This is a genomic window from Ferrovibrio sp. GW821-FHT12F09 (genome assembly GCF_058806775.1).
Map to the genome: position 1 here is coordinate 25193 of NZ_JBXAPZ010000002.1, position 26420 is coordinate 51612.

General features: G+C 64.6%; 21 protein-coding genes. 7 read left to right on the plus strand and 14 right to left on the minus strand.

What is annotated here, in order from left to right; all coding sequences use genetic code 11:
- Positions 1 to 95 precede the first annotated feature (95 nt).
- Both AC1ROB_RS12990 and AC1ROB_RS12995 read left to right on the plus strand, forming a co-directional pair.
- Positions 96 to 1412, plus strand: a complete 1317-nt coding sequence (locus AC1ROB_RS12990) for a pentapeptide repeat-containing protein (protein WP_492970724.1) — start codon at positions 96 to 98, stop codon at positions 1410 to 1412.
- Between the two features lie 43 nt (positions 1413 to 1455).
- Complete coding sequence (locus AC1ROB_RS12995; RefSeq protein WP_492970723.1) at positions 1456 to 2778, plus strand: pentapeptide repeat-containing protein; 1323 nt, start codon at positions 1456 to 1458, stop codon at positions 2776 to 2778.
- On the opposite strand, the gene AC1ROB_RS13000 is transcribed toward AC1ROB_RS12995, so the two are convergent.
- Complete coding sequence (locus AC1ROB_RS13000) at positions 2762 to 4021, minus strand: MFS transporter (RefSeq protein WP_492970722.1); 1260 nt, start codon at positions 4019 to 4021, stop codon at positions 2762 to 2764. The two genes, AC1ROB_RS12995 and AC1ROB_RS13000, sit on opposite strands and share 17 nt — an antisense overlap.
- Positions 4022 to 4213: 192 nt before the next feature.
- On the opposite strand from AC1ROB_RS13000, the gene AC1ROB_RS13005 reads away from it, so the two are divergent.
- From AC1ROB_RS13005 to AC1ROB_RS13015, 3 genes are read left to right on the plus strand one after another with little or no spacing between them, the layout of a single operon-like run.
- Complete coding sequence (locus tag AC1ROB_RS13005) at positions 4214 to 5269, plus strand: HlyD family secretion protein (protein WP_492970721.1); 1056 nt, start codon at positions 4214 to 4216, stop codon at positions 5267 to 5269.
- 7 nt (positions 5270 to 5276) lie between these two features.
- Positions 5277 to 6863, plus strand: a complete 1587-nt coding sequence (locus AC1ROB_RS13010) for a DHA2 family efflux MFS transporter permease subunit (protein WP_492970720.1) — start codon at positions 5277 to 5279, stop codon at positions 6861 to 6863.
- Complete coding sequence (locus AC1ROB_RS13015; protein WP_492970719.1) at positions 6860 to 7489, plus strand: TetR/AcrR family transcriptional regulator; 630 nt, start codon at positions 6860 to 6862, stop codon at positions 7487 to 7489. Before AC1ROB_RS13010 ends, AC1ROB_RS13015 begins: the two co-directional genes overlap by 4 nt.
- A 16-nt stretch (positions 7490 to 7505) precedes the next feature.
- On the opposite strand, the gene pepN is transcribed toward AC1ROB_RS13015, so the two are convergent.
- Complete coding sequence (gene pepN / locus AC1ROB_RS13020; protein WP_492970718.1) at positions 7506 to 10127, minus strand: aminopeptidase N; 2622 nt, start codon at positions 10125 to 10127, stop codon at positions 7506 to 7508.
- 18 nt (positions 10128 to 10145) lie between these two features.
- The gene (dnaE, locus tag AC1ROB_RS13025) at positions 10146 to 13619 is read right to left on the minus strand and encodes a DNA polymerase III subunit alpha (RefSeq protein WP_492970717.1); all 3474 of its coding nucleotides are present in this window, start codon (positions 13617 to 13619) and stop codon (positions 10146 to 10148) included.
- A gap of 483 nt (positions 13620 to 14102) precedes the next feature.
- Here dnaE and AC1ROB_RS13030 point away from each other — a divergent pair, with 483 nt between their 5' ends.
- Entirely contained in the window at positions 14103 to 15146 is a 1044-nt protein-coding gene (locus AC1ROB_RS13030) for a Rieske 2Fe-2S domain-containing protein (RefSeq protein WP_492970716.1), read from the plus strand.
- A 93-nt stretch (positions 15147 to 15239) separates the two neighbouring features.
- Positions 15240 to 15767 carry a GNAT family N-acetyltransferase gene (locus tag AC1ROB_RS13035; protein WP_492970715.1) on the plus strand — a complete coding sequence of 176 codons (528 nt, stop codon included), beginning with the start codon at positions 15240 to 15242 and terminating at the stop codon, positions 15765 to 15767.
- On the opposite strand, the gene AC1ROB_RS13040 is transcribed toward AC1ROB_RS13035, so the two are convergent.
- The 11 genes from AC1ROB_RS13040 to nuoN all read right to left on the minus strand — a co-directional run bounded on the left by AC1ROB_RS13040 (position 15764) and on the right by nuoN (position 26395).
- Positions 15764 to 16831 carry a GGDEF domain-containing protein gene (locus tag AC1ROB_RS13040; RefSeq protein ID WP_492970714.1) on the minus strand — a complete coding sequence of 356 codons (1068 nt, stop codon included), beginning with the start codon at positions 16829 to 16831 and terminating at the stop codon, positions 15764 to 15766. The genes AC1ROB_RS13035 and AC1ROB_RS13040 overlap by 4 nt on opposite strands.
- 35 nt (positions 16832 to 16866) lie before the next feature.
- Positions 16867 to 17547 (minus strand): ABC transporter ATP-binding protein, encoded by a 681-nt coding sequence (locus AC1ROB_RS13045; protein WP_492970713.1) that lies wholly within the window; start codon positions 17545 to 17547, stop codon positions 16867 to 16869.
- Entirely contained in the window at positions 17540 to 18793 is a 1254-nt protein-coding gene (locus AC1ROB_RS13050; RefSeq protein WP_492970712.1) for a lipoprotein-releasing ABC transporter permease subunit, read from the minus strand. The genes AC1ROB_RS13045 and AC1ROB_RS13050 overlap by 8 nt, the downstream gene beginning before the upstream one ends.
- Positions 18794 to 18811: 18 nt before the next feature.
- Positions 18812 to 20140, minus strand: coding sequence for a proline--tRNA ligase (proS, locus tag AC1ROB_RS13055; RefSeq protein WP_492970711.1), 1329 nt, complete (start codon positions 20138 to 20140; stop codon positions 18812 to 18814).
- 80 nt (positions 20141 to 20220) lie between these two features.
- Entirely contained in the window at positions 20221 to 20724 is a 504-nt protein-coding gene (locus tag AC1ROB_RS13060) for a hypothetical protein (RefSeq protein ID WP_492970710.1), read from the minus strand.
- Positions 20725 to 20969: 245 nt separating this feature from the next.
- A complete protein-coding gene (locus AC1ROB_RS13065) occupies positions 20970 to 21233 on the minus strand; it encodes a DUF1467 family protein (protein WP_492970709.1) in 264 nt (87 codons plus the stop codon).
- A gap of 30 nt (positions 21234 to 21263) precedes the next feature.
- Entirely contained in the window at positions 21264 to 21668 is a 405-nt protein-coding gene (mce, locus tag AC1ROB_RS13070) for a methylmalonyl-CoA epimerase (RefSeq protein ID WP_492970708.1), read from the minus strand.
- 87 nt (positions 21669 to 21755) lie between these two features.
- Positions 21756 to 23414, minus strand: coding sequence for a ribonuclease J (locus AC1ROB_RS13075; protein ID WP_492970707.1), 1659 nt, complete (start codon positions 23412 to 23414; stop codon positions 21756 to 21758).
- On the minus strand, positions 23414 to 24178 hold the full coding sequence (locus tag AC1ROB_RS13080; RefSeq protein WP_492970706.1) for a type III pantothenate kinase: 765 nt from the start codon (positions 24176 to 24178) through the stop codon (positions 23414 to 23416). Before AC1ROB_RS13080 ends, AC1ROB_RS13075 begins: the two co-directional genes overlap by 1 nt.
- A gap of 14 nt (positions 24179 to 24192) precedes the next feature.
- The gene (locus tag AC1ROB_RS13085; protein ID WP_492970705.1) at positions 24193 to 24933 is read right to left on the minus strand and encodes a biotin--[acetyl-CoA-carboxylase] ligase; all 741 of its coding nucleotides are present in this window, start codon (positions 24931 to 24933) and stop codon (positions 24193 to 24195) included.
- A 28-nt stretch (positions 24934 to 24961) separates the two neighbouring features.
- Positions 24962 to 26395, minus strand: a complete 1434-nt coding sequence (gene nuoN, locus AC1ROB_RS13090) for an NADH-quinone oxidoreductase subunit NuoN (protein WP_492970770.1) — start codon at positions 26393 to 26395, stop codon at positions 24962 to 24964.
- Positions 26396 to 26420 lie beyond the last annotated feature (25 nt).

Genomic DNA, 26420 nt, shown 5'->3' on the forward strand with positions numbered 1-26420 from the left:
CCCAGGCTGGCCCGGTCAGACGTTTACCATAGATTTTTCCGTGTCCTGACAAACAGATACTGGCGTATCCATATGCTGCCATGGTCATATGCAGCATGTCCGATGCGGCGCTGATCCAGCAGAAAGATCTCGACCCTTTGCTGGCAAGCCAGGAGCGGTTTGCCAAGGGCATGCGTGGCGGCATCCGGCTCAACCTGCAGTTTCGCGATGCCTGCGGCCTCAATTTCGCCAACCGGGACCTGCGCGAAATTGCCATGGTCGGGGGCCGTTTTAAGGCGGCCGTGTTCAAGTTCGCCAACCTGGCCGGGGCCAATTTCTACGGCGCCGATCTTGAAAGCGCCGACCTCACCTCGGCCGACCTCACCCGCTCCGACCTGCGCGGTGCCATCCTGCGTGGCGCCATCCTGGAATTTGCCGATCTCTCGGGGGCCGACCTGCGCGACGGGCGCCTGCTCAGGCCGGACGAGGACGGCAATCTTGTACCCATCGCGGTCGGCGGCGCCGTCACCGAACGCGCGCAGATGACGCACTCCAAGCTGGTCGGCGCCAAGCTGGGGCGGATCATGAGCCAGCAGGCCGATCTGAGCCACGCCAACCTTGCCAATGCCAAACTGGTCGATGCCGACCTGTCCAACTCCGACCTGCGCGGCGCGATCTTCGTCGGCGCCGACCTGACCAACACCAATATGAGCGGCTGCTCGCTGTCCGGCGCGGTTCTGGCCGGCGCCATGCTGAACGGCACCAAATTCGAGGGCGCCGATCTGGCCGGCGCTTTCTTCCGTCACACCGAAATGAAGGATGCCCGGCTGACCGGCGCCATGCTGCCCAAGGCCGTGGCCGACCTGGACAAGCCCCTGCAGATCATCCTGCGCGAGCATCTGGCCTGGGCAGATTCTTTGGGTGCCAAGGGCCGGCGGGCCGACTTCAGCCGCATCGACATGTCCGGGGTGAAACTGGCCCGGATCGACCTGTCTGCCGCCCTGTTCGTCCAGGCCACCCTGGTGGAATCCGACTTCTCCGGCGCGACCCTCACCATGTGCGATTTCGGCGACGCCATGCTGCTCAACGCGCAGTTCATCGATGCCGACCTACGCGGCGTGAAATTCGCCGGCGCCAACCTGATCGGCACCAACTTCCGTGGCGCCAAGCTGTCGCCGATGTCGATCACCTCGCTGCATGGGAAACGCTGGCACGCCAACCTTGAGAATGCCAATCTCAGTCAAGCGAACCTGAGCGCCTGTGACCTTGAGGGGGCCAACCTGACCCGCGCCATCCTGATGCATGCCGACATCCGCAACGCCAACCTCAAGGGGGCCAACTTCCGGGGGGCCGACCTGACCGGCGCCGACCTGCGCGATGCCGATGTGGGCGGCGCCGACTTCTCGGGCGCAACCGGCGTGAATTTGTCTTAGCGCTATGCTAGGCTGATGGGCACAGAACAAAAGAAACGACTGCATGAATAACCCCGTAAAGGTCATTGCCCAGTACGAAGTCGACGAGCTCTTCGAAAACCACGCCAACTATGTGCGTGGCGTTCGTGGCGGCAAACGCATGGTCATGCATTTTCGCGATGCCTCGCGGGTCGATTTCAGCGGCAAGGAACTGACCTCGGCCGATTTCGTCGGCAGCAAGATGAACTATGCCGATTTCAGCCATGCCATCCTGGTCGGTTCATCCTTCTTCGCCGCCGACCTACAGGGAGCGGATTTCCGCCGCGCCGACCTGACCAAGGCCGATCTGCGCGGCGTGAACCTGCGCAACGCCAATCTGGAAGGCACCAATCTCACCAATGCCGATATCCGCGACGGCGTGCTGCTGCGGCCCGATGACGACGGCAACCTGATCGCGGTGCTGAAACGCGCCACCTCGATCGACAACGCCAAGATGGCCGGCGCCAACCTCACCTCGGCCAAGCTGGGCAAGGTGGTCGGTCGCAACACCGATCTGAGCAACTGCAACTTCTCCAACGCCAAGCTGAACGGCGCGGACCTCTCGGGCTCGAACCTGTCTGGCTGCCTGTTCACCGGCGCCGACCTCACCGGCTCGAACCTGTCGCATTGCGTGCTGCACGGCTCGGTGCTGGCCGGCGCGGTGCTGAACGAAACCAATTTCGATGGCGCCGACCTGACGGCGGCCTATTTCCGCCCGGTCGATCTGCGCGACGCCGATGTCACCAAGGCGATCATGCCGCGCAGCCTGGAGAGTCTGGACCGCTCGCTGCAGTTCATCGTGAAAGAGCATCTCACCTGGATCGAGACGCTGGGCAAGCAGGGCATGCGGGTGGATTTCAGCCGCTATGATCTCTCCGATCTGAAGCTGAACAACATCAACTTCTCGGCCGGCGATTTCTCCTATGCCATCCTGCGCAACACCGATTTCTCCGGCTCGCGCTTCGTGCTGTCGGACCTGCGCGGCGCGATGATGCTGAATGCCAACTTCGCCACCTGCAATCTGCAGGGCGCCAAGTTCGATCGCGCCATCATGACCAATGCGGATTTCCGCGGCGCCAAGCTTTCCACCGTCAGCATCGCCGGTGCCATGAACCGCCGTCAGTCGGCCTCCCTGCAGGAATGCAACCTGACCCAGGTGAAGTTCCAGGGCGCCGATCTGGAAGGCGCGGTGTTCAACCGCTCGATCCTGACGCTGGCCGATCTGCGCAGCGCCAACCTGCGCGGCTGCTCCTTTCTCGATGCCGATCTCACCAACGCCGATCTGCGTGGTGCCGATCTGGAAGGCGCCGATCTGCGCGGCGTGATCGGCTTCAAGCTGCCGGAATAGCAGCACCCTCGTCGTCCAGCGCCGGCGGCAAAGTCCGCAGCGCTGGCATCTGCGACAGCAGGATCACCAGCAGCTGCACGCCATAGCCGGCCACCGCCAGCCAGATCGCGCTGCTCAGACCCCAATGCTGGCCGGCGAAGCCACCGACCAAGGCGCCAAGCGGCCGCATTCCCAGTGTCGCCACCTGCTGGATGGCGCTGACGCGCCCGATCAGGCGCAGCGGCACGATAGCCTGACGCAGGCTGGTCTGGCCGATGGTCCACAGCATCGGGCCGAAGCCGAAGGTGAAGAAGCCGAGCACCAGCAATGCGAAGGCGGCGCCCTTCTCGCCGGTTAAGGTTGCCGCGCCGATGAAGAGCGCGGCAAAGACCGACAGCGCCGGACCAAGCAGGATCATGACGCCCAGCCGCAGTCGCGCATGCAACGCCGGTGCTGCCAGCGCCGCCAACAGCATGCCGGCGCCCTGCGCGCCCAGCGCCATGCCGATCTCTGCCGGACCGAGCCCGACAGTATTCATGGCAAACAGCACGAACACTGCCATCAGCACGAACCAGCTGAAATTCCACGCCATGGCGCAGGCGGCAATCGCCCGCAGCAGCGGATGGCGCCAGACCACGACCAGACCTTCCGTCAGCGCCTGCCGCATCGGCAGGCGTGTTGATGCAACCGGCAGATCCCGATGCATCGATGGCGCGATCAGTATCCAGGCCGTCAGGGCCGAGGTGATGGCCGAAACCGCCAGCGCCGCCACCGGCGACGTCCAGGCCGCAATCGCACCGGCCAGGCCGGGCCCGAGGAACACAGCGGCGGCGCGGGTGAATTCGATTTTCGCATTGGCGGCCGGCAGGCCGTCGCGCGCCACGATGGCCGGCAGATAGGCCTGCGCCGCCACGTTGAACACCACCGTCGCCGCCGACAGCGCAAAACCCAGTAGCGCCAGCGCCACCATGTTGAGCCAGCCGGCCAGCGCGGCCAGCGGCAGCAGGGCCAGCAGCAGCGCCCGTCCCGCCTCGGCTCCAGCCATCAGGCGGTTGCGCGACACCCGGTCGGCCCAGAATCCGGCAAACAGCGACAGCAGCAGATACGGCAGGGTCTGGGCGGCGCTCAGCATCCCCATGGTTTCCGCCGTGGCGCCCAGGGTCATCGCCGCCATCAGCGGGATGGCGGCCAGACCGAGCTGCTCGGCGCCATTGGCCGCCAGATTGGCAAAGCATAAGCGCGGCAAAGGGTTAATCGACGACATGTGGTCCTCCAGGCTGTATCCGCTGACATAGCCGGCCCGGCGCCGGGGGCACTATCCGGAGCTTGCGCTGTCATGGTTCGCCCCCGCCTGTGACCCCGGTCACTGCCCGTGACCGGCTAATTCCTAGACAGGTCCGTACAGTAATCATACAAGTCACCTCGTGGACTTCCTTTCGCTTGCAGGATTTGCGCGATGACCAAGAAGAAACTGATCCTCTCCCTCGCCGGCCTGGCCGTGTTCGCCGGCGGCGCCTATGGCGCCTGGCACTGGTACAGCTACAGCCGCTTCATCGAGACCACCGACAACGCCTATATCGGCGCCGACATCACCGTCGTCGCCCCCAAGGTGACCGGCTACATCACCAACATGGCAGTGGCCGACAACCAGCAGGTCAAGGCCGGCACCGTGCTGTTCGAGATCGATGCCAGCGACTACCGCGCCAAGATGGTGCAGCTGGAAGCCGCCGTGCAGGCGCGCCGCGCCGCGCGCGACGTGGTCGAGAAGCAGATCGGCAGCCAGCAGGCCGCCATCGCCGAGGCCGATGCGTCCCTGCGCAGCACCCGTGCCGACTCCGTGCGCAGCGAGGAAGACCTCAAGCGCTATCGCGCGCTCGCCGCCGGCAACTACGTCTCCAACCAGAAGCTGGAACTGGCCCAGGCCGACCAGCGCAAGGCCAGGGCGGCGGTCGACCGCGCCGAAGCCGGCAAATCGCTGGAGCAGAACCAGATCGCCGTGCTGCGTGCCAATTATGAACAGGCCAAGGCACAGATCGTCCAGGCCGAGGCCGACCTCGCCGCCGCCCGGCTCGATCTCGACAACACCGTGATCCGCGCGCCGGTCGATGGCGTGATCGGCAACCGCACCGGCCAGACCGGCCAGTATGTGAAACCCGGCACCCAGATCATGGTGATCGTGCCGACCGAGGCGGTCTATGTCGTCGCCAACTTCAAGGAAACGCAGCTCAAAGGCATGAAGCCCGGCCAGGTCGCCGCCTTCCATGTCGACGCCTTCCCCGATGTGGTGCTGAAGGGCCGCATCGACAGCTTCGCCCCGGCCTCGGGCGCCAAGTTCAGCCTGCTGCCGCCCGACAACGCCACCGGCAACTTCACCAAGATCGTGCAGCGCGTGCCGGTGAAGCTGCTGCTCGACAAGGTTTCGGCCCAGCCGCTGCTGGTGCCCGGCATGTCGGTGGTCGTCGATGTCGACCTGCGCGCCGTCAACGACGCCCGCACCGTCGCCAGCAACTGAACCGGCCATGTCCGCCCCTGCTGCCACCATGACTGCACTGCCGGCCGACTCGCCGGCGATGCCGAAAGGCCGGCTGATCGGCTATTTCGCCATGGTGCTCGGCATGTTCATGGCGATCCTGGACATCCAGATCGTCTCGTCGTCGCTGACCGAGATCCAGGCCGGACTCTCCGCCTCGGCCGACGAGATCAGCTGGGTGCAGACCTCCTACCTGATCGCCGAAGTGATCATGATCCCGTTCAGCGGCTATCTCTCGCGGCTGCTGTCGACCCGGGTGCTGTTCACCATCTCGGCCGCCAGCTTCACGCTGGCCAGCATCGGCTGCGCCATGACCACCAACCTGGAGGCCATGATCGTGCTGCGCGCGCTGCAGGGATTCCTCGGCGGCGCGATGATCCCCACCGTGTTCGCCAGCACCTACATGATCTTTCCGCGCAACAAGATGGCCGGCGCCACCGTCATCATCGGCCTGGTCGCGACGCTCGCTCCCACCATCGGGCCGACGCTCGGCGGCTACCTGACCCAGCTGTTCTCCTGGCACTGGCTGTTCCTGATCAACATCATCCCCGGCATCATCGTCTGCCTGCTGGTCTGGACCTTCATGGATATCGACAAGCCGAACTACGCGCTGTTCAAGGGCTTCGACTATATCGGCCTGGCCTCGCTCGCGGTGTTCCTCGGCAGCCTGGAATATGTGCTGGAGGAAGGCACCCGCAACGACTGGTTCGCCGACGCGGAGATCCGCAACTTCGCGCTCGCCTGCATCATCGGTGCGGCCGTGTTCTTCTGGCGCAGCCTGACCTACAGCAACCCGATCGTGGACCTGAAGGCCTTCCGCAACCGCAACTTCGCCACCGGCTGCCTGTTCAGCCTGACCATCGGCGTCGGCCTTTACGGCCTGGTCTACCTGCTGCCGCTGTATCTTGGCCGCGTGCGCGGTCTGAACAGCCTGCAGATCGGCGAGATCATGTTCGTCACCGGCCTGGCGCAGTTCTTCTCCGCGCCGGCCGCCGGCTTCCTCGCCCGCAAGGTGCCCGACCCGCGCCCGGTCCTGGCCTTCGGCTTCGCCCTGCTGGCTGCCAGCACCTGGAGCATGACCGGCCTGACCGGCGACTGGCAGTTCGACGAGCTGTTCCTGCCACAGATCATGCGCGGCATGGCGCTGATGTTCTGTATCGTGCCGATCAACGTGATCGCACTGGGTACCCTGCCGCAGCAGGAACTGAAGAATGCCAGCGGACTGTACAACCTGACCCGCAACCTTGGCGGCGCCTTCGGGCTGGCCGGCATCAACACCATCATGACCGAGCGTACCAACTTCCACTGGAACCGTCTGGTCGACTTCGTCAATCCCGGCCGCGTCGAGGTGCAGCAGTATATCGACAACATCGGCAACCTGTTCGGCGACCGCATCGCCGGCGACCCGACCGCATTCGCCATGAAGATGCTGGGCAACAAGGTGCAGGGCCAGGCCTATATCATGAGCTTCATCGACGCCTTCACCCTGCTGTCGATCCTGTTTGCCGCCGCCGCCGTGGCCGTCATCCTCGCGCAGAAGCCCAAGCAGGCGCCGGCGCCGGGAGATGCGCATTGAGTGCCCCCGCTCCGAAACGCGGCCGCCCGGCCGACCCGGCCAAACGCGAGGCGATCCTGGAGACCGCGCGCCGGCTGTTCCTCGAACACGGCTACGGCATCGGCCTGGACGTCATCGCGGCCGAAGCCGGTGTGTCGCGTCAGACCATCTATAACCTGTTCGCCTCCAAGGACGAGCTCTTCGCCGCCATCGTGCAGGCGACGTCGCAGACCATCACCGCGCCGCTGGCCGACCTGAAACCCGGCGCCATGCCGCATCAGGTGCTGACCCTGCTGGGCGAAGGCTTCCTGCGCACGCTGTCGTCGGAACGCTCGATCAACCTGCAGCGCCTGCTGATCAATGCCGCCGCGCAGTTCCCCACCATCGGCCCGACCTTCTACGAGAACGGCCCGGGCCGCGGACTGACCCTGCTCGCCGCCTATCTGCAGCGCGAAACCGAATCCGGCCGGCTGACCATCAGCGACACGCGGCTGGCCGCCGAGCAGTTCTTCGGCATGCTGATCGGCCATAACGCCATGCGCCGCCTGCTGCATATCCGCGAGACGCCCCTGAGCGAGGCGGAAATCCGCCAGCGCGTCGACAGCGCCGTCACGGCCTTCCTGCGCGCCTACTCGCCAGCACCTTAAGTCAGGGGCGCCCTGATCAGACCAGCGACTTCGACGCGACCTCGAAGACATCGCGCGACAGGTTCGGCACCGCCAGCACGCGCTCCAGCTGCGCCTTCATCCTGGCCTGACGACCGGCGTCGAAACGCTTCCAGCGCCCGAGCGGCGCCACCAGACGGGCGGCGATCTGCGGATTGACGGCGGCCAGGTCGAGAATGCGGTCGGTATGGAAGGCATAGCCCGAGCCGTCGGCGGCATGGAAGCGCAGCGCGTTGGCGGCGAAGCTGCCGATCAGCGACCGCACCTTGTTAGGGTTCTGCATCGAGAAGGCCGGATGCGACAGCAGGGCCTTCACCTGCTGCAGCGTATCGGGCAGCGAGGAGATCGCCTGCAGCGCCAGCCATTTGTCGATCACCAGACCATCGCCGGCGGCGCGCGTGTAGAAATCCTCCAGCGCCGTCTGGCGCTCCGGACCATCGAGATCGACCAGCAGGCGCAACGCGGCCATACGGTCGGTCATGTTGTCGGTGGTTTTGTACTGCGTGAAAATCATCTGGCGCAGGCCGGAGTCATCCTCCGCCAGGGCCGAGAGGTAGGACAGCGCGGCATTCTTGAGCGCACGCTGGCCCGCCGGACCGGCCGCCGGGCTGTAGGCGCCGGGCACGGTGTTGCGCTGGTAGATCTGCTCGAACTGCGGCCGGAAGGTTTCGGCGATCTGCCGGCGCAGCGCCTTGCGCGCCGCATATACGCCCTCGACATCCACCACCGCCATGCGGTCGGCGATATAGTCTTCGGATGGCAGCGCGATGGCTTCGGCGACAAAGGCCTTGTCGAGGCCATGATCGTTCAGGATCAGACCGACCGCCTCGATGAAGGCCGGATCGAAGGCCTGGCGCGGCTGCGCCACCCGCTGCAGCAGCAGGTCGGTGGCATATTGCTGGCCGGCCTCCCAGCGTGCGAAGGCGTCTTCGTCATGGGCCATCAGGAAGGCGCGTTCGGCACCGCCCTGCTTCGAGACGATATTGACCGGCGCCGAGAAGCCCCGATTGAGCGAGACAGCCTTCGGCTCGGGCACGCCGGCAAAGCGGAAGGTCTGTTTCGCGCCGGTCAGCGGCAGCACGCGGCTGGTGGCGGCCTTGGCCTCGCCATCCAGTTTCAGCGGAATGCCCTGGCCCTGCGCATCCAGCAGGCCGACGCGAAGCGGAATCAGCATCGGCTGCTTGTTGTCCTGGCCCGGCGTCGACGGCACGGTCTGCTGCACGGTCAGTTCATAGACGCCGGCTCCGGCATCGTAACGGCCTTCCACCTTCACCTCCGGCGTGCCGGCCTGGGCATACCAGAGCCGGAACTGCGCGAGGTCGACGCCGCTGGCATCGGCCATGGCGTCGACGAACTGGTCGCAGGTTGCAGCTTCGCCATCGTGGCGTTCGACATAGAGCTTCATGCCCTTCTGGAAGTCGGCCTCGCCCAGCAGGGTATGGATCATGCGGATGACTTCCGCGCCCTTCTCATACACCGTCGCCGTATAGAAATTGTCGATGGCAATATAGGAGTCCGGCCGGATCGGATGCGCCATCGGGCCGGCATCTTCCTGGAACTGACGGGCGCGCAGGTTGCGCACATCCTGGATGCGCTTGACCGGACGGGCGCGCATGTCGGAGGTGAATTCCTGGTCGCGGAAGACGGTGAGGCCTTCCTTTAGCGAAAGCTGGAACCAGTCGCGGCAGGTGATGCGGTTGCCGGTCCAGTTGTGGAAATACTCATGCGCCACCACGGCCTCGATGCCGGCATAGTCGAAATCGGTGGCCGTGTCGGGATCGGCCAGGATGTATTTGTCGTTGAAGACATTCAGACTCTTGTTCTCCATCGCGCCCATGTTGAAGGTGCTGACGGCAACGATGTTGAACAGGTCGAGGTCGTATTCGAGACCGAAGCGGGTCTCGTCCCAGCGCATGGAGCGTTTCAGCGCATCCATGGCATAGCCGGTGCGGTCCTGCTTGCCGTGTTCGACAAAGATGCGCAGGGCCACCTTGCGGCCGCTCTGCGTGGTGAAGCTGTCTTCCGCCACCGCCAGATCGCCGGCGACCAGCGCGAAGAGATAACAGGGTTTCGGGAACGGGTCGGCCCAGACGGCGACATGGCGGCCATCGGGCAGCGCGCCCTCTTCCACCAGGTTGCCGTTCGACAGCAGCACCGGGCAGGTCGATTTATCCGCACGGATCGTGGTGCGGTAAACTGCCATCACATCGGGTCGGTCGAGGAAATAGGTGATGCGGCGGAAGCCTTCCGCCTCGCATTGGGTGCAGTAGGTGCCGGCCGACTGATAGAGCCCCGAAAGCTGGGTGTTGCCCTTCGGGTTGATCTTCGTGACGATCTCCAGCGTGAAGCTGGCCGGCGGAATGAAAATGGTCAGGCTTTCGGCATCGGTCGTGTAGGCAGCGCGGTCCAGCGCCTTGCCGTCGATGGCGATGGACAGCAGCTCCAGGTCCTCGCCATCCAGCCGCAGCGGCGCACCGGCAGTTTCCGCCGTCAACGCCAGAGTCGATTTCACAATGGTGGCTTCGGGCGCCAGATCGAATTCCAGATCGACCGTCTCGATGCGGTAATCGGGCTTGCGGTAGTCCTTGCGGTGGATGGTCTGGGGCTGCGCGGCGGACATCGTATACTCCGAAGATCGTCAGATATCGTAAACCTCGACCACGCCGGGCAGCACCCGGATCTGGTGGCGCACATTCGGGGTGATGGCGTAGGCGACCGGCAGCTTGAGGTCGGCTTCCAGTCCGCCGGGAAGGCCCGGCTCTTCCAGCTTCAGACCCAGCAGCACCTGGCCCTTGCCGCGGCCGGCCTTGTCGAGCAGGCCCTTGATCTGTTCGAAGGGCTGGGCGTTGTCGACCAGAATCTTGATGCCGGCGGCGGCGCGCGCCGCCACATCATCGAGCTTCTCGACGCCCTGCCCGTTCAGCTTGGGCTGTTCACCATCCACCTTGGCCGACATGCGCCAGACCACATTGGTGCCGGGCTCCAGCAGGTCGCGATACTGCGCCAGCACCTCGGAGAACAGCATCACCTCATACATGCCCGACGCATCCGAACACTGGACGAAGGCAAAACGGTTGCCGGTCTTCTGCGAGGTGCGCTCCTGTTTCGAGATCACGGTGCCGGCGATCTTGAAAATCTGGTCGCTGCTGTGCAGCTGCTTCAGCATCTCGGTATAGCGCTTGACGCCGACGCGGTTCAGCGTCGCCTGATAGGCATCGAGCGGATGGGCCGAAAGATAGAAGCCGATGGCCTCGAATTCCTTGGCCAGCTGCTCCATCGGGGTCCAGTGCTGGCCCTCGGGCAGCTTGGGCAGGCGCTCCTCGGTCTTGCCGCCACCGAACAGGTTGACCTGGTTGGAAGCGCGCTCTTCCGCCTTGCTCTGGGCGTAGCGCACCAAGGTTTCCAGTCCGGCCAGAACCTTCGAGCGGTTTTTTTCCATGCTGTCGAAGGCGCCGGCCTTGGCCAGGTTCTCCAGCATGCGCTTGTTCAGCGCCGATGGCTCGACGCGGGCGGCCAGATCGAACAGCGACTTGAACGGGCCGTTCTTCTCGCGCTCGGCCACGATCTGCGCCATCGGCGCGGCGCCGACATTGCGCACGGCCGACAGCGCGTAGCGGATCGCGCCCTTCTCGTGCTTGTCATACTCAACCGAGAACTCGACCTTCGATTTGTTGATATCGGGTGGCAGCAGGCTGATGCTCTGGCGCGCGCATTCCTGGCGGAAGACGTTCAGCTTGTCGGTATTGGAAATATCCAGCGTCATCGAACCGGCAATGAACTCGACCGGGAAATTCGCTTTCAGATAGGCGGTGTGCCAGGCGACCAGCGCATAAGCCGCCGCATGGCTTTTGTTGAAGCCGTAGCCGGCGAATTTTTCCACCAGTTCGAAGATGAAGGCGGCGCGCTCCGGCTCGACGCCCTTGTCCTTGGCGCCGTTGACGAAGCGGTCCTTCTGCGCGTCCATCTCGGCCTTGATCTTCTTACCCATGGCGCGGCGCAGGTTATCGGCTTCGCCCAAAGAGTAGCCGGCCAGGACCTTGGCGATTTCCATCACCTGTTCCTGGTAGATGATGACGCCGTAGGTTTCCTCCAGCACCGGCTTGAGCCAGTCGTGCAGGTAGTCCGGCTTTTCCTTGCCGTGCTTGCGGGCGATGTAGCTCGGGATATTCTCCATCGGACCCGGGCGATAGAGCGCCACCAGCGCGATCAGGTCCTCAAAGGCGTCGGGCTTCATGTTGCGCAGCATGTCGCGCATGCCGCTGCCTTCAAACTGGAACACGCCGACCGCATCGCCGCGCCCGAGCAGCTCGAAGGTCGGCTGATCGCTGAGCGGGATGGCGGCCAGATCGATGGCGGTGCCATTCGCGCGGATCAGATCGACCGCCTTTTCCAGCACGTCGAGCGTCTTCAGGCCGAGGAAGTCGAACTTCACCAGGCCGGCGGCCTCGGCGTATTTCATCGAGAACTGGGTCGCCGCCATCGAGGCATGGGGATCGCGGTAGAGCGGCACCAGCTCGACCAGCGGCCGGTCGCCGATCACCACGCCGGCGGCATGGGTGGAGGCGTTGCGGTACAGGCCTTCCAGTTTCAGCGCGACATCCATCATGCGCGCCACGCCCTCGTCGGCGTCACGCTCTTCGCGTAAGCGAACCTCTTCCTTGATCGCCTGGGCCAGGGTCACCGGGTTGGCCGGGTTGTTGGGCACCAGCTTGCAGATGCGGTCGACCTGGCCCAGCGGCAACTGTAATACGCGGCCCACGTCTCGTAGGGCGGCACGGGCCTGCAGTTTGCCGAAGGTGATGATCTGGGCGACGTTGCTGGCGCCGTATTTCTTCTGCACGTAATGGATCACCTCTTCGCGGCGTTCCTGGCAGAAGTCGATATCGAAGTCGGGCATCGAGACGCGTTCCGGATTGAGGAAGCGTTCGAACAGCAGACCGAAGCGCAGGGGATCGAGATCGGTGATGGTCAGCGCCCAGGCGACCACCGAGCCAGCGCCCGAACCACGGCCGGGCCCGACGGCGATGCCGTTGCGCTTGGACCACTGGATGAAGTCGGCCACGATCAGGAAGTAGCCGGGGAATTTCATGTTGATGATGGTCTGGCATTCGAATTCCAGACGGTCGTAATAAACCTTGGCCTGCTCCGGATCGGTCACCTCGATCTGCTGCAGGCGCTGCTCCAGGCCTTCGCGCGCCATACGGCGCAGCATATCGGCCTCGGACTCACCCGTGCCGTCGCCGAAATTCGGCAGGATCGGCTGGCGCTCGTTGGACTTGACCGCACAGCGGCGCGCGATCACCAGGGTATTGTCGATGGCTTCCGGCAGATCGGCGAACAGCGCCTGCATCTCTTTCGCCGACTTGAAGCGGTGTTCGGGCGTCACCCGGCGGCGGTTCTGCTCGCCCACATAGGTGCCTTCCGCGATGCAGAGCAGCGCGTCATGGGCCTCGTACATATCCTCGTCGGGGAAATAGCAGTCGTTGGTAGCGACCAGCGGCAGGTCGAGCGCATAGGCGAGATCGAGCAGGGCCGGCTCGGTCTTGGTCTCGATGGCCCAGCCATGGCGCTGGATCTCGACATAGAGCCGGCCGGGGAAAAGCTGTCTGAGCTGTTCGAGCTGCTGGCGGGCGGCATCGGTCTGGCCCTCGTTCAGCAGCCGGACGATGGCGCCCTGGGGGCCGCCGGTCAGGCAGATCAGGCCTTCGCCGAACTGTTCCAGGTCGGCCCACTGCACCTGGGCCACCTCGCCCGGCGGCGGCTCCAGATAGGCCTTGGTCGAAAGCTTCATCAGGTTGGCGTAGCCGGCCTCGTTCTGGGCCAGCAGCACCAGGCGGTCGGGATCGGGCTTGCGCAGGGTCTTGCCGAAGGAGGCCTGCTGCTGGTCGGCGCGGGCGAGGTTGAGCTGGCAGCCGATGATCGGCTGGATGCCCTTGCCCGCCATCTCCTTGGAGAATTCCAGGGCCCCGAACAGATTGTTGGTGTCGGTGATGGCCACCGCCGGCATGGCATGCTTGAGGCACAGCTCGGCCAGTTTGGGCAGGCGGATGGCGCCCTCGGTCAGCGAGTAAGCCGTGTGGACCCTGAGATGGACGAAGTCGGCGTGGCTCATGACTCGTATTCGATTCCTGTTCCTGCCTTACGATACGCGACCTAGGCCCCTGAAACCAGAACGCCTGCTATCCGAATCCCAAAGAGAGTGTGGCAAAATTGTGTTGATTCCCAATATCTTGTGGATAACCCCGGTTCCTCAGGTACAAGTTCAGGAACAGCCGCGGACGAATCCCAGATACAGGCGAACGAAGCGGAAATCCCGACTAGGGCTTGGCTTCGGGATAAGGTCCGATTCCCCTGTGCGCCGCCGCGCCTTCGTCTTGCTTCGTTTGGCTTCGTTCTGCTTCGTTTGGCTTCGCGCGGCTTCGTTCGCGCTTCCCATGGCTTCATCCGGGCTTCGTTTGCATTCGTTTTGCTTCGTTTCGCCTTGTCCTTGCCTGGCGCGCGTCATCGCTCTACCTGAAGGAACATAGTGCGAACGACTGGCCGTTCAAGGGGCCGCGTGCTAGGGATGGGCTTTCCAGCCCCTGGCCCGGATTCCATGAGCGATCCCAAGTTCCTGCTGACCGATATCTGGTATTTCGCCCTGCCCGGCGGCCAGCTCAAGCCCGGTGCCATGACCACCAAGCTGCTGCTGGGCCAGCCCGTGCTGTTCGGCCGGACCAAGGCCGGAGACGTCTTCGCCGTCCGCGACATCTGCCCCCATCGCGGCGTGCCGCTCTCGGAAGGCAGCTTCGACGGCCAGGACGTCCAGTGCCCCTATCATGGCTGGAAATTCGGGGCGTCCGGTCAATGCACCCACATTCCGTCCCTGGTCGAAGGCCAGGACTTCGACATCACCAAGATCAGGGTGAAGCGCTATCCGGTGCGCGAGCAGAACGGCCTGGTCTGGATCTGGATGGCCGCGGACGGCAAGTCCGAGCCCGATGAAGATCCGCCGGCGCTGCCGGAACTGCCGGCTGGCGCCCTGCCGGCCCTGACCAAGGCGATGCTGTTTCCCTGCGCGATGGACCATGCGGTCGTCGGCCTGATGGACCCGGCCCATGTGCCCTTCATCCACCGCTCCTGGTACTGGCGCACCGGTCCGATCAAACTTAAATCGAAAGCGAAGAAATTCGGTCCAAGTCCTTATGGTTTCGTGATGAAGCGCCATAAACCGGCGATGACTCTGGCTTATAAAATCCTCGGCGCGGCACCGGAAACCGAGATCAGCTTCCGCCTGCCCGGGGTGCGGGTCGAGCATATCCGGATCGGCAAGAACAGCGTCTGGAACTTCACGGCGGTGACCCCCATCGACGATACCCAGACCGAAGTGACCAACATCTTCTTCTGGACCATGCCCTGGCTGGGACTGCTGAAACCGGTGGCGCTTTACCTGATGGATCACTTCCTGGGCCAGGACCGCGATATCCTGATCCGCCAGCAGCGCGGCCTGAAATACGATCCCACCCTGATGCTGATCCGCGATACCGACACCCAGGCCCGCTGGTACTACCAGCTCAAGAACGAATACCAGCGCGCCCGCGCCGAGGGCCGACCCTTCGTGAACGCGGTCAAGGACACGGTCCTGCGCTGGCGGAGCTGACGCCTGCCGAATTGTCCCGGTGACATTTCTCCGGCTTGACCATCAGGCGACCTTCCCATGGGATGCGCGCCCGACAAGACGAGGAATGCCCCGATGGTCCGCCTGGAAACCGAACGCCTGATCCTGCGCCCGCCGCAGAAAGAAGATTTCGAAGCCTGGTGCGCCTGGGGTGCCGACGAAGAGGTCATGACGCATCTGGGCGGCGTGATGCCGCCGCCCCTGGTCTGGCGCTCGCTCTGCACCATGACTGGCTCCTGGGCAATCAATGGCTTTTCCATGTTCTCGGTGATCGAGAAATCGACCGGCCGCTGGGTCGGCCGCCTCGGCCCCTGGCAGCCGCATGGCTGGCCCGGCACCGAGGTCGGCTGGGGCCTGATCCGCGATGTCTGGGGCAAGGGCTACGCCACCGAGGGCGCAACGGCGGCCATCGACTGGGCATTTGACACCCTGGGCTGGACCGAGGTGGTCCATACCATCGCGCCGGAGAATGTGAATTCACAGGCGGTGGCAAAGCGGCTCGGCTCGACCATCCTGCGTGACGGCTGGCTGCCCGTGCCGATCAACCATGCGATCGTGGTCTGGGGCCAGAGCAGAGAACAGTGGAAGGCGCGGCGGGCTTAAGCCGCCATCGCCGTCTCGACCCGGTTGCGGCCGTTTTCCTTGGCGCGGTAGAGCGCGCCATCGGCCAGATCGAGCGCCTCGGTCCAGTCATGGCCTTCCACCGTCAGCGGCGCCAGGCCGAAGCTGGCGGTCGGCCGCATGATGCCTTTCGGCGTCTGCACCTGCAGCCGCTCGATGCAGCGGCGCAGGCGTTCGGCCAGGCCGAGCGCGGCCTGCGGCGCGGTTTCCGGCAGCAGCACTGCGAATTCCTCCCCGCCGATGCGGGCCAGCAGGTCGATGTCGCGGATCTCGAACTGGCAGACCTCGGCCACCTGCTGCAGCACCAGGTCGCCGGCGGCATGGCCATGCTCGTCGTTGATGCGCTTGAAGTGGTCGAGATCGAACAGGATCAGGCTGGCCGGGCGGCCGTAGCGGATGCTGCGGCTCCATTCCGCCGCCGCCACCTCGGAAAAGCGCCGGCGGTTGACCAGTCCGGTCAGGCTGTCGGTGCGGGCCTCGCGGGCCGCCACCTGTTCCTGGCTCCAGGCGCGCTGCAGCGCCGCCTCGAACTTGGCTGCGGTCGCCATCGCCAGCACGATGCCGAGCACGGCCAGCATGACGATATTGCCGACCACCAGACCGCCATGGCCCTTGGCCAGCACCACGGCCAGGATCGCGATGGCCGACAGAATGCCACCCAGCAGAGCATCGCGCCGCACCGGCAGCACGCTCGGGATCCAGAGATAGATGAAGACGAAATTGGACAGGCCGTAGAGCAGCCCGTCATTCAGCGCAGACACCGCGCCGGCCATGCCGAAGGGCACGGTAACCGTATGGATCAGCACCAGGCGGCGGTAGAGCCCGTAGGTCTTTTTCTGCGAGACGATCCAGAGGCTGTGGACCAGGATAATGGCCAGTGCCGTGCCGATGCGCCAGAGCAGCGCTTCGTTGGCATGGGCGGCGTCGACGAACCGGTCCCAGATGCTGAAGGCGAGGATCAGCGCGGCGAAAGCGAAGGCGCGTTTGGTGCTGTCGCCGCTGATGCGGAGCGCCAGATCGTCTTCGTAACCGGCTTCGACAGACATCGCGTCGGTCGCAGGGCGACTGGAGGGCATAGGAATCAGGCCGCCTTCAGCAGCCCCTCATGCAGCGTGACGACACGGTCCATACGCTGCGCCAGCTCGAGATTGTGCGTGGCGATCAACGCGCCGATGCCTGTATTGCGCACCAGCCCGGTCAGCTCGCCAAATACCACCTCGGCTGTCTTCTCGTCTAGGTTACCAGTCGGTTCGTCCGCCAGCAGAAGATCCGGCTTGCCCACCACCGCACGGGCAATCGCCACGCGCTGTTGCTCGCCACCCGACAGCCGCGCCGGACGATGATCGAGGCGGTGACCGAGCCCCAGATGCTTCAGCAGGTCGCCGGCGGTCTGCTTGGCTTCGCCTGCCCCCTGCCCGCGCACGCGCAGCGGCATGGCGGCATTCTCCAGCGCCGAGAATTCCGGCAGCAGGTGATGATACTGGTAGACGAAGCCGAGACGATGGCGCCGCGTCTGCGTGCGCTCGGACTCGCTCATGGCGCTGCAGTCCTGACCACCGATGACGATGCGGCCGGACGACGGCTGCTCCAGCAGGCCGGCGATGTGAAGAAGCGTCGACTTGCCCGAGCCCGACGGGCCAAGCAGCGCCACGATCTCGCCGCGTTTGACGGCAAGCTCGACGCCGCGCAGCACGGCAATATCCTCACCACCCTGGCGGAAACTGCGCTGGATGTTTTCGAGCTGAAGGACGATCTCACTCATAGCGCAGCGCCTCCACCGGATCGAGGCGGGCGGCCCGCCAGCTCGGATAGAGCGTGGCCAGCAGGGTCAGCGCCAGGCCCATGATGACCACATAGGTCACCTCGGTGCTGTCGACCTTGGCCGGCAGTTGTGACAGGAAATAAATCTCTGCAGGAAACAGCTGCCAGCCGGTGAGCGTCTGCAGGAACTGGCGGATGCTTTCGATATTCAGGCAGAAGGCCAGCCCAAGGGCGAAGCCGAAGCCGGTGCCCAGCACGCCGATGCTGGCGCCGGCGATGACGAAGACGCGCATGACGGTGCCGCGCGAGGTGCCCATGGTGCGCAGGATGGCGATGTCGCGCCCCTTGTCCTTCACCAGCATGATCATGCTGGAAATAATGTTGAAGGATGCCACCACGATAATCAGGGTCAGGATCAGGAACATCACGTTGCGCTCAACCTGCAGAGCGCTCACAAACTGGGCGTTGGCCTGCTGCCAATCGTAGATGCGGTAGTTCGGTCCCAGCCGCTGTAGCACCTGGCGGCCGAAGGCGCGGGCCTGATCGGGGTCGGACAACCGCACTTCCACACCGCTGGCGGCATTCTGCAGGCGGAAATAAGTCTGGGCCGCGACAAAGGGCAGATAGACGAAGGCCGAGTCATACTCGAACATGCCGACGTCGAAGACGGCGACCACCTTGTAACGCACCAGCCGCGGCACGCTGCCGAACGGCGTGGCGTTGGTCTGCGGCGAGATCAGGGTGATGTCGTCGCCAACCCGCAGGCCGAGCTTGCGCGCCAGACGATGACCGATCACGGCGGCATCGTCGCCATCGAAATCGCGGATATTGCCTTCGCGGATGCCCTTGGCGATGGCGCTTTCCTTCATCAGGTCGGCCGGACGCACGCCGCGCACCATGACGCCGGAAGCGCCACGGTCGGCGGTGGCCATCACCTGGCCCTCGATCATCGGATTGGCCATGGTCACGCCGGGCATCTGGCTGACGGCATCGGTGACGAACTGGAAATCACGAATGATCGGCGCCTGGTCCGACTGGATGGTCAGATGGCCGTTCAGGCCGAGGATGCGGCCGACCAGCTCGGCGCGGAAACCGTTCATCACGCTCATCACGATGATCAGCGTCGCCACGCCCAGCATGATGCCGAGGAAGCTGAACACCGCGATCACCGAGATGAAGCCCTCCTGCCGCCGCGCCCGCAGGTAGCGCAGCGCCAGCATCCATTCGAAACGCGAGAAGAACGGCATCCGGTATCCTTGGTTGGATCAGGCGTTGCGCGCGGCAGCCAACTTGGCCAGCACGGCATCGACGGTCAGCTCTTCCTTTTCGCCGGTGGCGCGGTTCTTCACCTCCAGCGTGCCGGCCTTGACGCCGCGCGGGCCGACGGTGACCTGATACGGCAGGCCGATCAGGTCCATGGTGGCGAACTTGGCGCCGGCGCGCTCGTCGCGGTCGTCGTAGAGCACGTCAAACCCGGCGGCCTTCAGCTTCGCATAGAGGTCTTCCGCGGCCTTGTCGCAATCGGCATCGCCGACCTTGAGATTGATCAGACCGACATGGAAGGGGGCGACGCTCATCGGCCAGATGATGCCGTTGTCGTCATGACTCGCTTCGATGATGGCGCCGACCAGGCGCGACACGCCGACGCCGTAGGAACCCATCTCCAGCGTGATCGCTTCACCGCCCGGACCCTGAACCACGGCGCCCATCGGCTTGGAATACTTGGTGCCGAAATAGAAGATATGGCCGACCTCGATGCCGCGGGCCGCCACCTGGCGCTCCTTGGGCAGCGCCTCGAAACGGGCCGTGTCATGCTTCTCTTCGGTGGCCGCATAGGGCGCGGTCCAGCTATCCACGATGGGCTGCAGGTCGCCATTGTAGTCGACGCCCTCGCCCAGCACGTCGCGCTCGACCAGCGCCTTGTCGCAAAAGACGCCGCTCTCGCCGGTCTCGGCCAGGATGATGAATTCATGGCTGAGATCGCCGCCGATCGGGCCGGTATCGGCCTGCATCGGGATCGCCTTCAGACCCATGCGGGCATAGGTGCGCAAGTAAGCGACGAACATGCGGTTATAGGACCGGCGCGCACCGGCCTGGTCCAGATCGAAGGAATAGGCATCCTTCATCAGGAATTCGCGGCCGCGCATGACGCCGAAGCGCGGACGCACCTCGTCACGGAATTTCCACTGGATATGATAGAGGATCTTCGGCAGGTCGCGGTAGCTCTTCAGCTCGCCGCCGACGATGTCGGTCAGCATTTCCTCGTTGGTCGGGCCGTAGAGCATCGGGCGCTCGTGACGGTCGGTGATGCGCAGCATCTCCTTGCCGTAATCCTCATAGCGGCCGCTCTTCTGCCACAGCTCGGCCGACTGGATGGTCGGCATCAGCAGTTCCTGGGCGCCGGCATTGTCCTGCTCCTCGCGCACGATCTGCTCGATCTTCTTCAGCACGCGATGGCCAAGCGGCAGCCAGGTGTAAATGCCGGCGGCGGTCTGGCGCACCATGCCGGCACGCAGCATCAGCCGGTGGCTAACGATCTGGGCTTCGCTCGGATTTTCCTTGAGAACGGGCAGGAAGTAGGTGCTGAGACGCATCGTCGGGTTGTCCTGGAGATCGTGCGGTGATGGCGGGATAATGGGGCGTTTTTAAGGCCCAGCCTCCCCCGGGGCAATGACTAGCGGCGCGGCTGCGATTTCGACAGATAATCGCGGCAGGCCACGGCCAGGGCATCTTCCGTGGGCGGGGTGACGGGCCGGCCGTTCAGCACCACTTTGCCGGTCGTTGTATCGATGCTGACCTTGCCGACGGGCAGTTCGGAGCGGCCGATACCGGGCGGACGGGTGCCGGGCAGTTCGCTCAGCGGGATCACCACCGGCAGTTCGATCGGCCCCTCGAAATAGGCCGGCGCATTGCTCGGCAGGTCGGCCGGCGCGATAGGCCGCCCTCTGCTGTCGACATCGCGGCCGGGCTGGTAATTCACGCCCGGATCGGGCTGGTGCTGCACCACCATGCCCCGCTGGGCGATCAGACGGCGGCAATCGGCGGCATTCAGGGCCACGACAACCGGCAGCGTACCCGAGTCGCCCGGCTTCTGACCCGGCTGGGTGGCAGTCTGGGCCACAACCGGCAGGGTTGCCGTAAGGGTAGTCAGCAGGGCGATCATCGAAAAAAGCCGCATACATCCACCCTCGACCGGCATTATTACCAATTTGTTAGAGTCCTATAACTTTTTGGATGACAACGGTTTCATCAATCGGTATATAAATTACGCAACCGCTTGGTAACAGGCGGCCCAAGTCTGGGGAGGCTTAAACTTACCCGTGCGAGACGGGGTACGGAGCGAGGCATGTCCTTGCTCCTTTTCTTTTTCTGGGGTACCCCTTCCCCAAAATTCCCGCAAAAGTAGAGAAGTGTCGACGCAGCCTAGCTGCCGCGTCCGAACAGGCTGGTCAGCCCCAGCAGGTCGTAATATCCGACCACGTAGTAGATCCCGAAAATCACCCAGCTGATGCCGAAGGTCAGCAGGAATTTGAAGCCGAGCCGCGGATTCGAGGGGGCCGAATCCGCCTGCCCCTCCACCAGGTCCTCGCCCGCTTCAGCCGCGGTGCGCACGCCGATCGGCAGCACGCAAAACAGCGTGACCATGTAGATGATCACGAAAGCGATGCCGTTGTTGTACCAGGTCATGACGCGGACTCTTTGCTGGGACGGCCTGGATCAGACCTGTTCGATTTCCACCAGGGTGCCGGCGAAGTCCTTGGGATGCAGGAACAGCACGGGCTTGCCATGGGCGCCGATTTTCGGCTCGCCATCGCCCAGCACGCGCGCGCCCTGCTTTTTCAGCTTGTCGCGCGCCGCGATGATGTCTTCCACCTCATAGCAAACATGGTGCATGCCGCCCGAGGGGTTGTTGGCCAGGAACTTGGCAATCGTCGAGCCCTCGCCCAGCGGATGCAGCAGCTCGATCTTGGTGTTGGGCAGCTCAACGAAGACGACGGTGACGCCGTGATCGGGCTGGGCCAGCGGCGGCGAGACTTTCGCGCCCAGGGTATCGGCATACATTGCCGCGGCGGCGGCAAGGTCGGGGACGGCAATGGCGACGTGGTTGAGGCGGCCGATCATGTCTGCGTTTCCTGCTGGTCTCTTCTGCACTGCAATATGAGGCCGGAAACGCCCGCCGACAAGGTGCTTCGGTGACGCAGCCTGCCCCTAGGCCAGCCGCAGGATATGGACATGCATCAGTGGCTTGCGGCCGGTCAGCTCGCGGATATAGCCGCGCAGCGCCTTGAGCGCCGCCTGCTCCAGGGCGCTGTCGTCCCGGATGCTGTTTCCCAGCCCGTCGATGGCCTCGGCGATCTCCTCGGCTACCTCGTCCTCGATCTCGTCGACCTCGAAATTCACCACACCGGCCAGGCTGACCCGGGGCGGCGCCTTCAGCCTGCCGGCGCGGTCCACCACCAGGCTGATCGAAACGGCGCCGTTGAAGGCCAGCTTGCGCCGGGCCTGCAGGGTGCCGCCCTGCAGCGGGATCAGGTCGTCGCCGTCGATGGCGAGGCGCCCGGCGGGCACCTGCTCCACCACATCGGGCAGGCCCGGCGCCAGGCGGATCAGGTCGCCGTTGCGCGGCACGATGCCGTGCGGCACCTGCAGGCTCTGGGCGAAGCGCGCATGCTCCACCAGATGCCGTGGCTCGCCATGCACCGGCACGGCGATCTGCGGCCGCGCCAGGGCATACATCTCGGCCAGCTCGTCGCGCGAGGGATGGCCGGAGACATGCACGAAGGCATCCTTCTCGGTGATCACCTCGATGCCGCGGCTGACCAGCTCGTTATGCAGCTTGAACAGGGTGCGTTCGTTGCCCGGGATGATCTTGGAGGAAAACACCACGGTGTCGCCGGGCGAAACCACCACATGGGGATGGTTGCCAAAGGCGATGCGGGCCATGGCGCCGCGCACCTCACCCTGACAGCCGGTGCAGATATACATGATCTTGTCGCGCGGCAGGAAACCGGCTTCGCGGTCGTCGACCAGATTGGGGATATGCTTGAGGTAGTTGTTCTCCTGCGCCGCAGCGAGGAAACGATGCAGCGAGCGGCCGATCAGGCAGATATGGCGGCCGAGCTCGTTGGCCACCGCGAACAGCGTTTCCAGCCGGGCCAGATTGGACGAGAAGGTCGTCACGGCGATGCGGCCGGGCTTGTCGCGCAGCAGCGGAATCAGGCTGTCATGCACCGCGCCCTCGGACCCAGACGTGCCGCGGCTGAACACATTGGTGCTGTCGCAGACCAGCGCCAGCACGCCACGGTCGCCATAACCGCGGAGCGCTTCGACTTCGGTGACCGGCCCCAGCATCGGGCGCGGATCCAGCTTCCAGTCGCCGGTATGCAGCACCACGCCGCGCGGGGTCTCGATGGCCAGCGCCTGGCTCTCGGGTGTCGAATGGGTGATGTTCATCGAGCGGATCCTGAACGGCCCCAGCTCGATCAGATCGCCCGGCTGATAGATATGGACCGGAACCTCGTCCTCCATGCCCTTCTCGGCCAGCTTGCGGCGCAGGACAGAGGCGGCAAAGCCGGTCGCCCAGATCGGACATTGCAGCTCGTCCCAGACATGGCTGATGGCGCCGAGATGGTCCTCATGGGCATGGGTCAGCACGAGGCCGAGCAGCTGCTCGCGGCGGTCGGCGATCCAGGCCACATCCGGCACCACCATATCGACGCCGGGCATGTTGTCGTCGGCAAAGCTGGTGCCCAGATCGACCATCAGCCACTGGTCGTTATAGCCATAGAGATTGAGATTCATCCCGATCTCGTTGACGCCGCCGAGTGGGAGAAAATACAGACTGTCTTTATCGAGGCGGGCTGACATCAGGTCGTGCTGCGTCGGTATATCTCGATCAGGCCACGCACGGTGATGTCAGGCACGTTCTGCTCGATCACATCGGTCGAGCCATCGAAGACCGGCGCCAGGCCGCCGGTGGAGATCACCTTCATCGGCCGGCCGAACTCGGTCCTGATGCGGGCGACGATGCCGTCGATCAAGCCGACATAGCCCCAGAACACGCCGGAATGCATGCAGGCCACCGTCGTGGTGCCGATCACGCTTTTGGGTTTCTCCACGACGATCCGCGGCAGCAGCGCCGTGGCGCTGACCAGCGCCTCGATCGAAAGGTTGATGCCCGGTGCGATCACGCCGCCGCAATAGCTGCCTTCCTCATCGACCACATCGAAGGTGGTGGCCGTGCCGAAATCGACCACGATCAGCGGCGTCTTCGGGAACAGCACATGGGCGCCGACGGTGTTGCAGATGCGGTCGGCGCCGGCCCCTTGCCCCTTCACCTGGATGCCGTATTTCACATTGGGTTCGCCGAGCACCAGAGGCTCGGTTTCGAAATAGCGGGTGCAGAGCCGGCGCAGGTTGAAGGTGGCCTGCGGCACCACGCTGGCGATGATGGCGCTGCGCACGCTTTTCGGGTCGATGCCCTCGATCTGCATGAGCTGCAGCAGCCAGACCGCATGTTCGTCGGCGGTGCGCATGGCCGAGGTATGCTGGCGCCATTCGCCGACGATACGGTCGCCGTCGATGACGCCGAACTTGACGTTGGTGTTGTTGGCATTGATGGCGAGCAGCATGGATGCCTCTCGGTTCAGACGCCGGGATCGACAACTGGGAAGACGTCGCCGGCAGTCACAGTCTGCATGCGACCGTCGGGCAATTCCAGCAGCAGCGCGCCGCCATCATCCAAAGCGGCAAAGCGGCCCTGCAGTTCCCGGTCCGGCAGCCGCACAATCACGGGCTGGCCCAGGCCCTGGGCCCGGGCGAGCCAGGCCGCGCGCACCGGCGCGAAGCCTTCGGCCTGCCAGCGACCATACCAGTAGCCGTACCGCGCCAGCAGCCAGTCGGCGAAAACCCGCGGCGTGACATCGATGCCATGCCGGCTGAGGTCTGTTACCGGATAGGGTGTGCCCTCGGGGTGATGCTTCAGGTTCACGCCAATGCCGACGGTGACCCAGTCGAGCGCAGCCTCGGGCGTGGTGCGGGATTCCAGCAGGATGCCGGCGACCTTGGCGCCGCCGACCAGCAGGTCGTTGGGCCATTTACAGGTGACGGGCGATGTCGTGCCGGCCAGGTCGACCGCATCGGCCGCTGCCACGCAGGTGAGAAAGGACAGGGTCGCCGCCTGGGCGGGACTCACGCGAGGCCGCAGCAGCAGCGACAGGAACAGGTTGCCCGGCGGCGATTCCCAGGCACGACCGCGCCGGCCGCGACCGGCGGTCTGCTGCGCCGCCAGCACCGCAAGGCCCTCACCCGCGCCGGCCTCGGCCTGGCGGCGGATTTCCTCGTTGGTACTGTCGATGGTGTCGAACGCCCGGAGATCCCACTTCATGGGAGACCCCGGGTGTGTGTGACGGAGATCAGGGGAACAGCGACTTGGCTGCCGCGCCGGCCAGATTGAGCATCGGCGCCGGGATGACGAAGAACAGGATGGTGAAGAGACCGGTCACGGTCATCACCACGCCCAGCTCGCTGCCAATCGGCTTGGCCAGCGGCGCGGTCGCCTCGTCGAAATACATCAGCTTGACGATGCGCAGGTAGTAATAGGCGCCCACCACCGAGCTGAGCACGCCGATCACCGACAGCACATAGAGCTTGGCGTTGATGGCAGCCATGAAGACATAGAACTTGCCGAAGAAGCCGGCCAGCGGCGGCACGCCCGCCAGCGAGAACATGAAGGCGGCGAGCAGCAGCGCCATGCCCGGATGGGTCTTGGCCAGACCCGCGAGATCGGCCACGCCTTCGACCATCTGGCCGTCGCGACGCATGGACAGGATGATGGCGAAGGTGCCGACATTCATGGCGAGGTAGATCGCCAGATAGATCAGGATGCCGCGCACGCCCTCTTCCGTGCCGGCCGCCAGGCCGATCAGGGCATAGCCGACATGGCCGATGGAGGAATAGGCCATCAGGCGCTTGATATTGGTCTGGGTGATGGCGGCGAAGGCGCCCAGCAGCATACTGAGCACCGAGATCACGATGATGATCTGCTGCCAGTCGGCGCCGATGGCGCTGAACGGCGTCAGGATGGCGCGCACGAACAGCGCCATAGCCGCCACCTTGGGCGCCACGGCGAAGAAGGCTGTCACCGGCGTGGGCGCGCCCTCATAGACGTCCGGCGTCCACATATGGAAGGGCACGGCCGAGACCTTGAAGGCCAGGCCGGCCGAGAGGAAGACGATGCCGACCACCAGGCCGATCGAGCCCTGGTGCGAGCCCGCCAGCGCCTTGGCGATCAGGGCGAAGTTGGTCGAGCCGGCGAAGCCGTAGATCATCGAGGCGCCGTAGAGCAGCATGCCGGACGACAGCGCGCCCAGCACGAAATACTTGAGGCCGGCTTCGGTGGCGCGGCCGGAATCGCGCTTGAAGGCGGCCAGCACATAGAGCGACAGCGACTGCAGCTCAAGGCCGAGATACAGCGCGATCAGGTCGTTGGCCGAAACCATCATCAGCATGCCGGTGCTGGCCAGCAGGATCAGCACGGGATACTCGAAGCGCTCCATCTTCTCGGAGCGCACATAGCTGAGCGACAGGATGATGGCGAAGGCCGAGCCGAGCAGGATCAGCACCTTGGCGAAACGGCCGAAGGCATCGGAAATGAACATGCCACCGAAGGTGATGGCGGTGGCGGCCGGCTGCATGACGACCAGCAGGATAGTCACCACCAGAACGCCGACGGCAAGCCAGGAAACCAGGCGGCTGGAGCTGTCGCCCTTGAAGACGCCGAGCATCAGCAGCGCCATGGAAGCGATGGCGAGGAAGAGTTCCGGATAGGCCGGCGCCAGAAGCGGCATGGTGGCAGCGGTCACGGGGTCAACT

Excerpts from the sequence above, each read along its gene's own strand:
- AC1ROB_RS12990 (WP_492970724.1), top strand. The coding sequence starts at position 96 with ATGTCCGATGCGGCGCTGATCCAGCAGAAAGATCTCGACCCTTTGCTG.
- AC1ROB_RS12995 (WP_492970723.1), top strand. The coding sequence starts at position 1,456 with ATGAATAACCCCGTAAAGGTCATTGCCCAGTACGAAGTCGACGAGCTC.
- AC1ROB_RS13000 (WP_492970722.1), bottom strand. The coding sequence starts at position 4,021 with ATGTCGTCGATTAACCCTTTGCCGCGCTTATGCTTTGCCAATCTGGCG.
- AC1ROB_RS13005 (WP_492970721.1), top strand. The coding sequence starts at position 4,214 with ATGACCAAGAAGAAACTGATCCTCTCCCTCGCCGGCCTGGCCGTGTTC.
- AC1ROB_RS13010 (WP_492970720.1), top strand. The coding sequence starts at position 5,277 with ATGTCCGCCCCTGCTGCCACCATGACTGCACTGCCGGCCGACTCGCCG.
- pepN (WP_492970718.1), bottom strand. The coding sequence starts at position 10,127 with ATGTCCGCCGCGCAGCCCCAGACCATCCACCGCAAGGACTACCGCAAG.
- dnaE (WP_492970717.1), bottom strand. The coding sequence starts at position 13,619 with ATGAGCCACGCCGACTTCGTCCATCTCAGGGTCCACACGGCTTACTCG.
- AC1ROB_RS13030 (WP_492970716.1), top strand. The coding sequence starts at position 14,103 with ATGAGCGATCCCAAGTTCCTGCTGACCGATATCTGGTATTTCGCCCTG.
- AC1ROB_RS13035 (WP_492970715.1), top strand. The coding sequence starts at position 15,240 with ATGGTCCGCCTGGAAACCGAACGCCTGATCCTGCGCCCGCCGCAGAAA.
- AC1ROB_RS13040 (WP_492970714.1), bottom strand. The coding sequence starts at position 16,831 with ATGTCTGTCGAAGCCGGTTACGAAGACGATCTGGCGCTCCGCATCAGC.
- AC1ROB_RS13045 (WP_492970713.1), bottom strand. The coding sequence starts at position 17,547 with ATGAGTGAGATCGTCCTTCAGCTCGAAAACATCCAGCGCAGTTTCCGC.
- AC1ROB_RS13050 (WP_492970712.1), bottom strand. The coding sequence starts at position 18,793 with ATGCCGTTCTTCTCGCGTTTCGAATGGATGCTGGCGCTGCGCTACCTG.
- proS (WP_492970711.1), bottom strand. The coding sequence starts at position 20,140 with ATGCGTCTCAGCACCTACTTCCTGCCCGTTCTCAAGGAAAATCCGAGC.
- AC1ROB_RS13060 (WP_492970710.1), bottom strand. The coding sequence starts at position 20,724 with ATGCGGCTTTTTTCGATGATCGCCCTGCTGACTACCCTTACGGCAACC.
- AC1ROB_RS13065 (WP_492970709.1), bottom strand. The coding sequence starts at position 21,233 with ATGACCTGGTACAACAACGGCATCGCTTTCGTGATCATCTACATGGTC.
- mce (WP_492970708.1), bottom strand. The coding sequence starts at position 21,668 with ATGATCGGCCGCCTCAACCACGTCGCCATTGCCGTCCCCGACCTTGCC.
- AC1ROB_RS13075 (WP_492970707.1), bottom strand. The coding sequence starts at position 23,414 with ATGTCAGCCCGCCTCGATAAAGACAGTCTGTATTTTCTCCCACTCGGC.
- AC1ROB_RS13080 (WP_492970706.1), bottom strand. The coding sequence starts at position 24,178 with ATGCTGCTCGCCATCAATGCCAACAACACCAACGTCAAGTTCGGCGTC.
- AC1ROB_RS13085 (WP_492970705.1), bottom strand. The coding sequence starts at position 24,933 with ATGAAGTGGGATCTCCGGGCGTTCGACACCATCGACAGTACCAACGAG.
- nuoN (WP_492970770.1), bottom strand. The coding sequence starts at position 26,395 with ATGCCGCTTCTGGCGCCGGCCTATCCGGAACTCTTCCTCGCCATCGCT.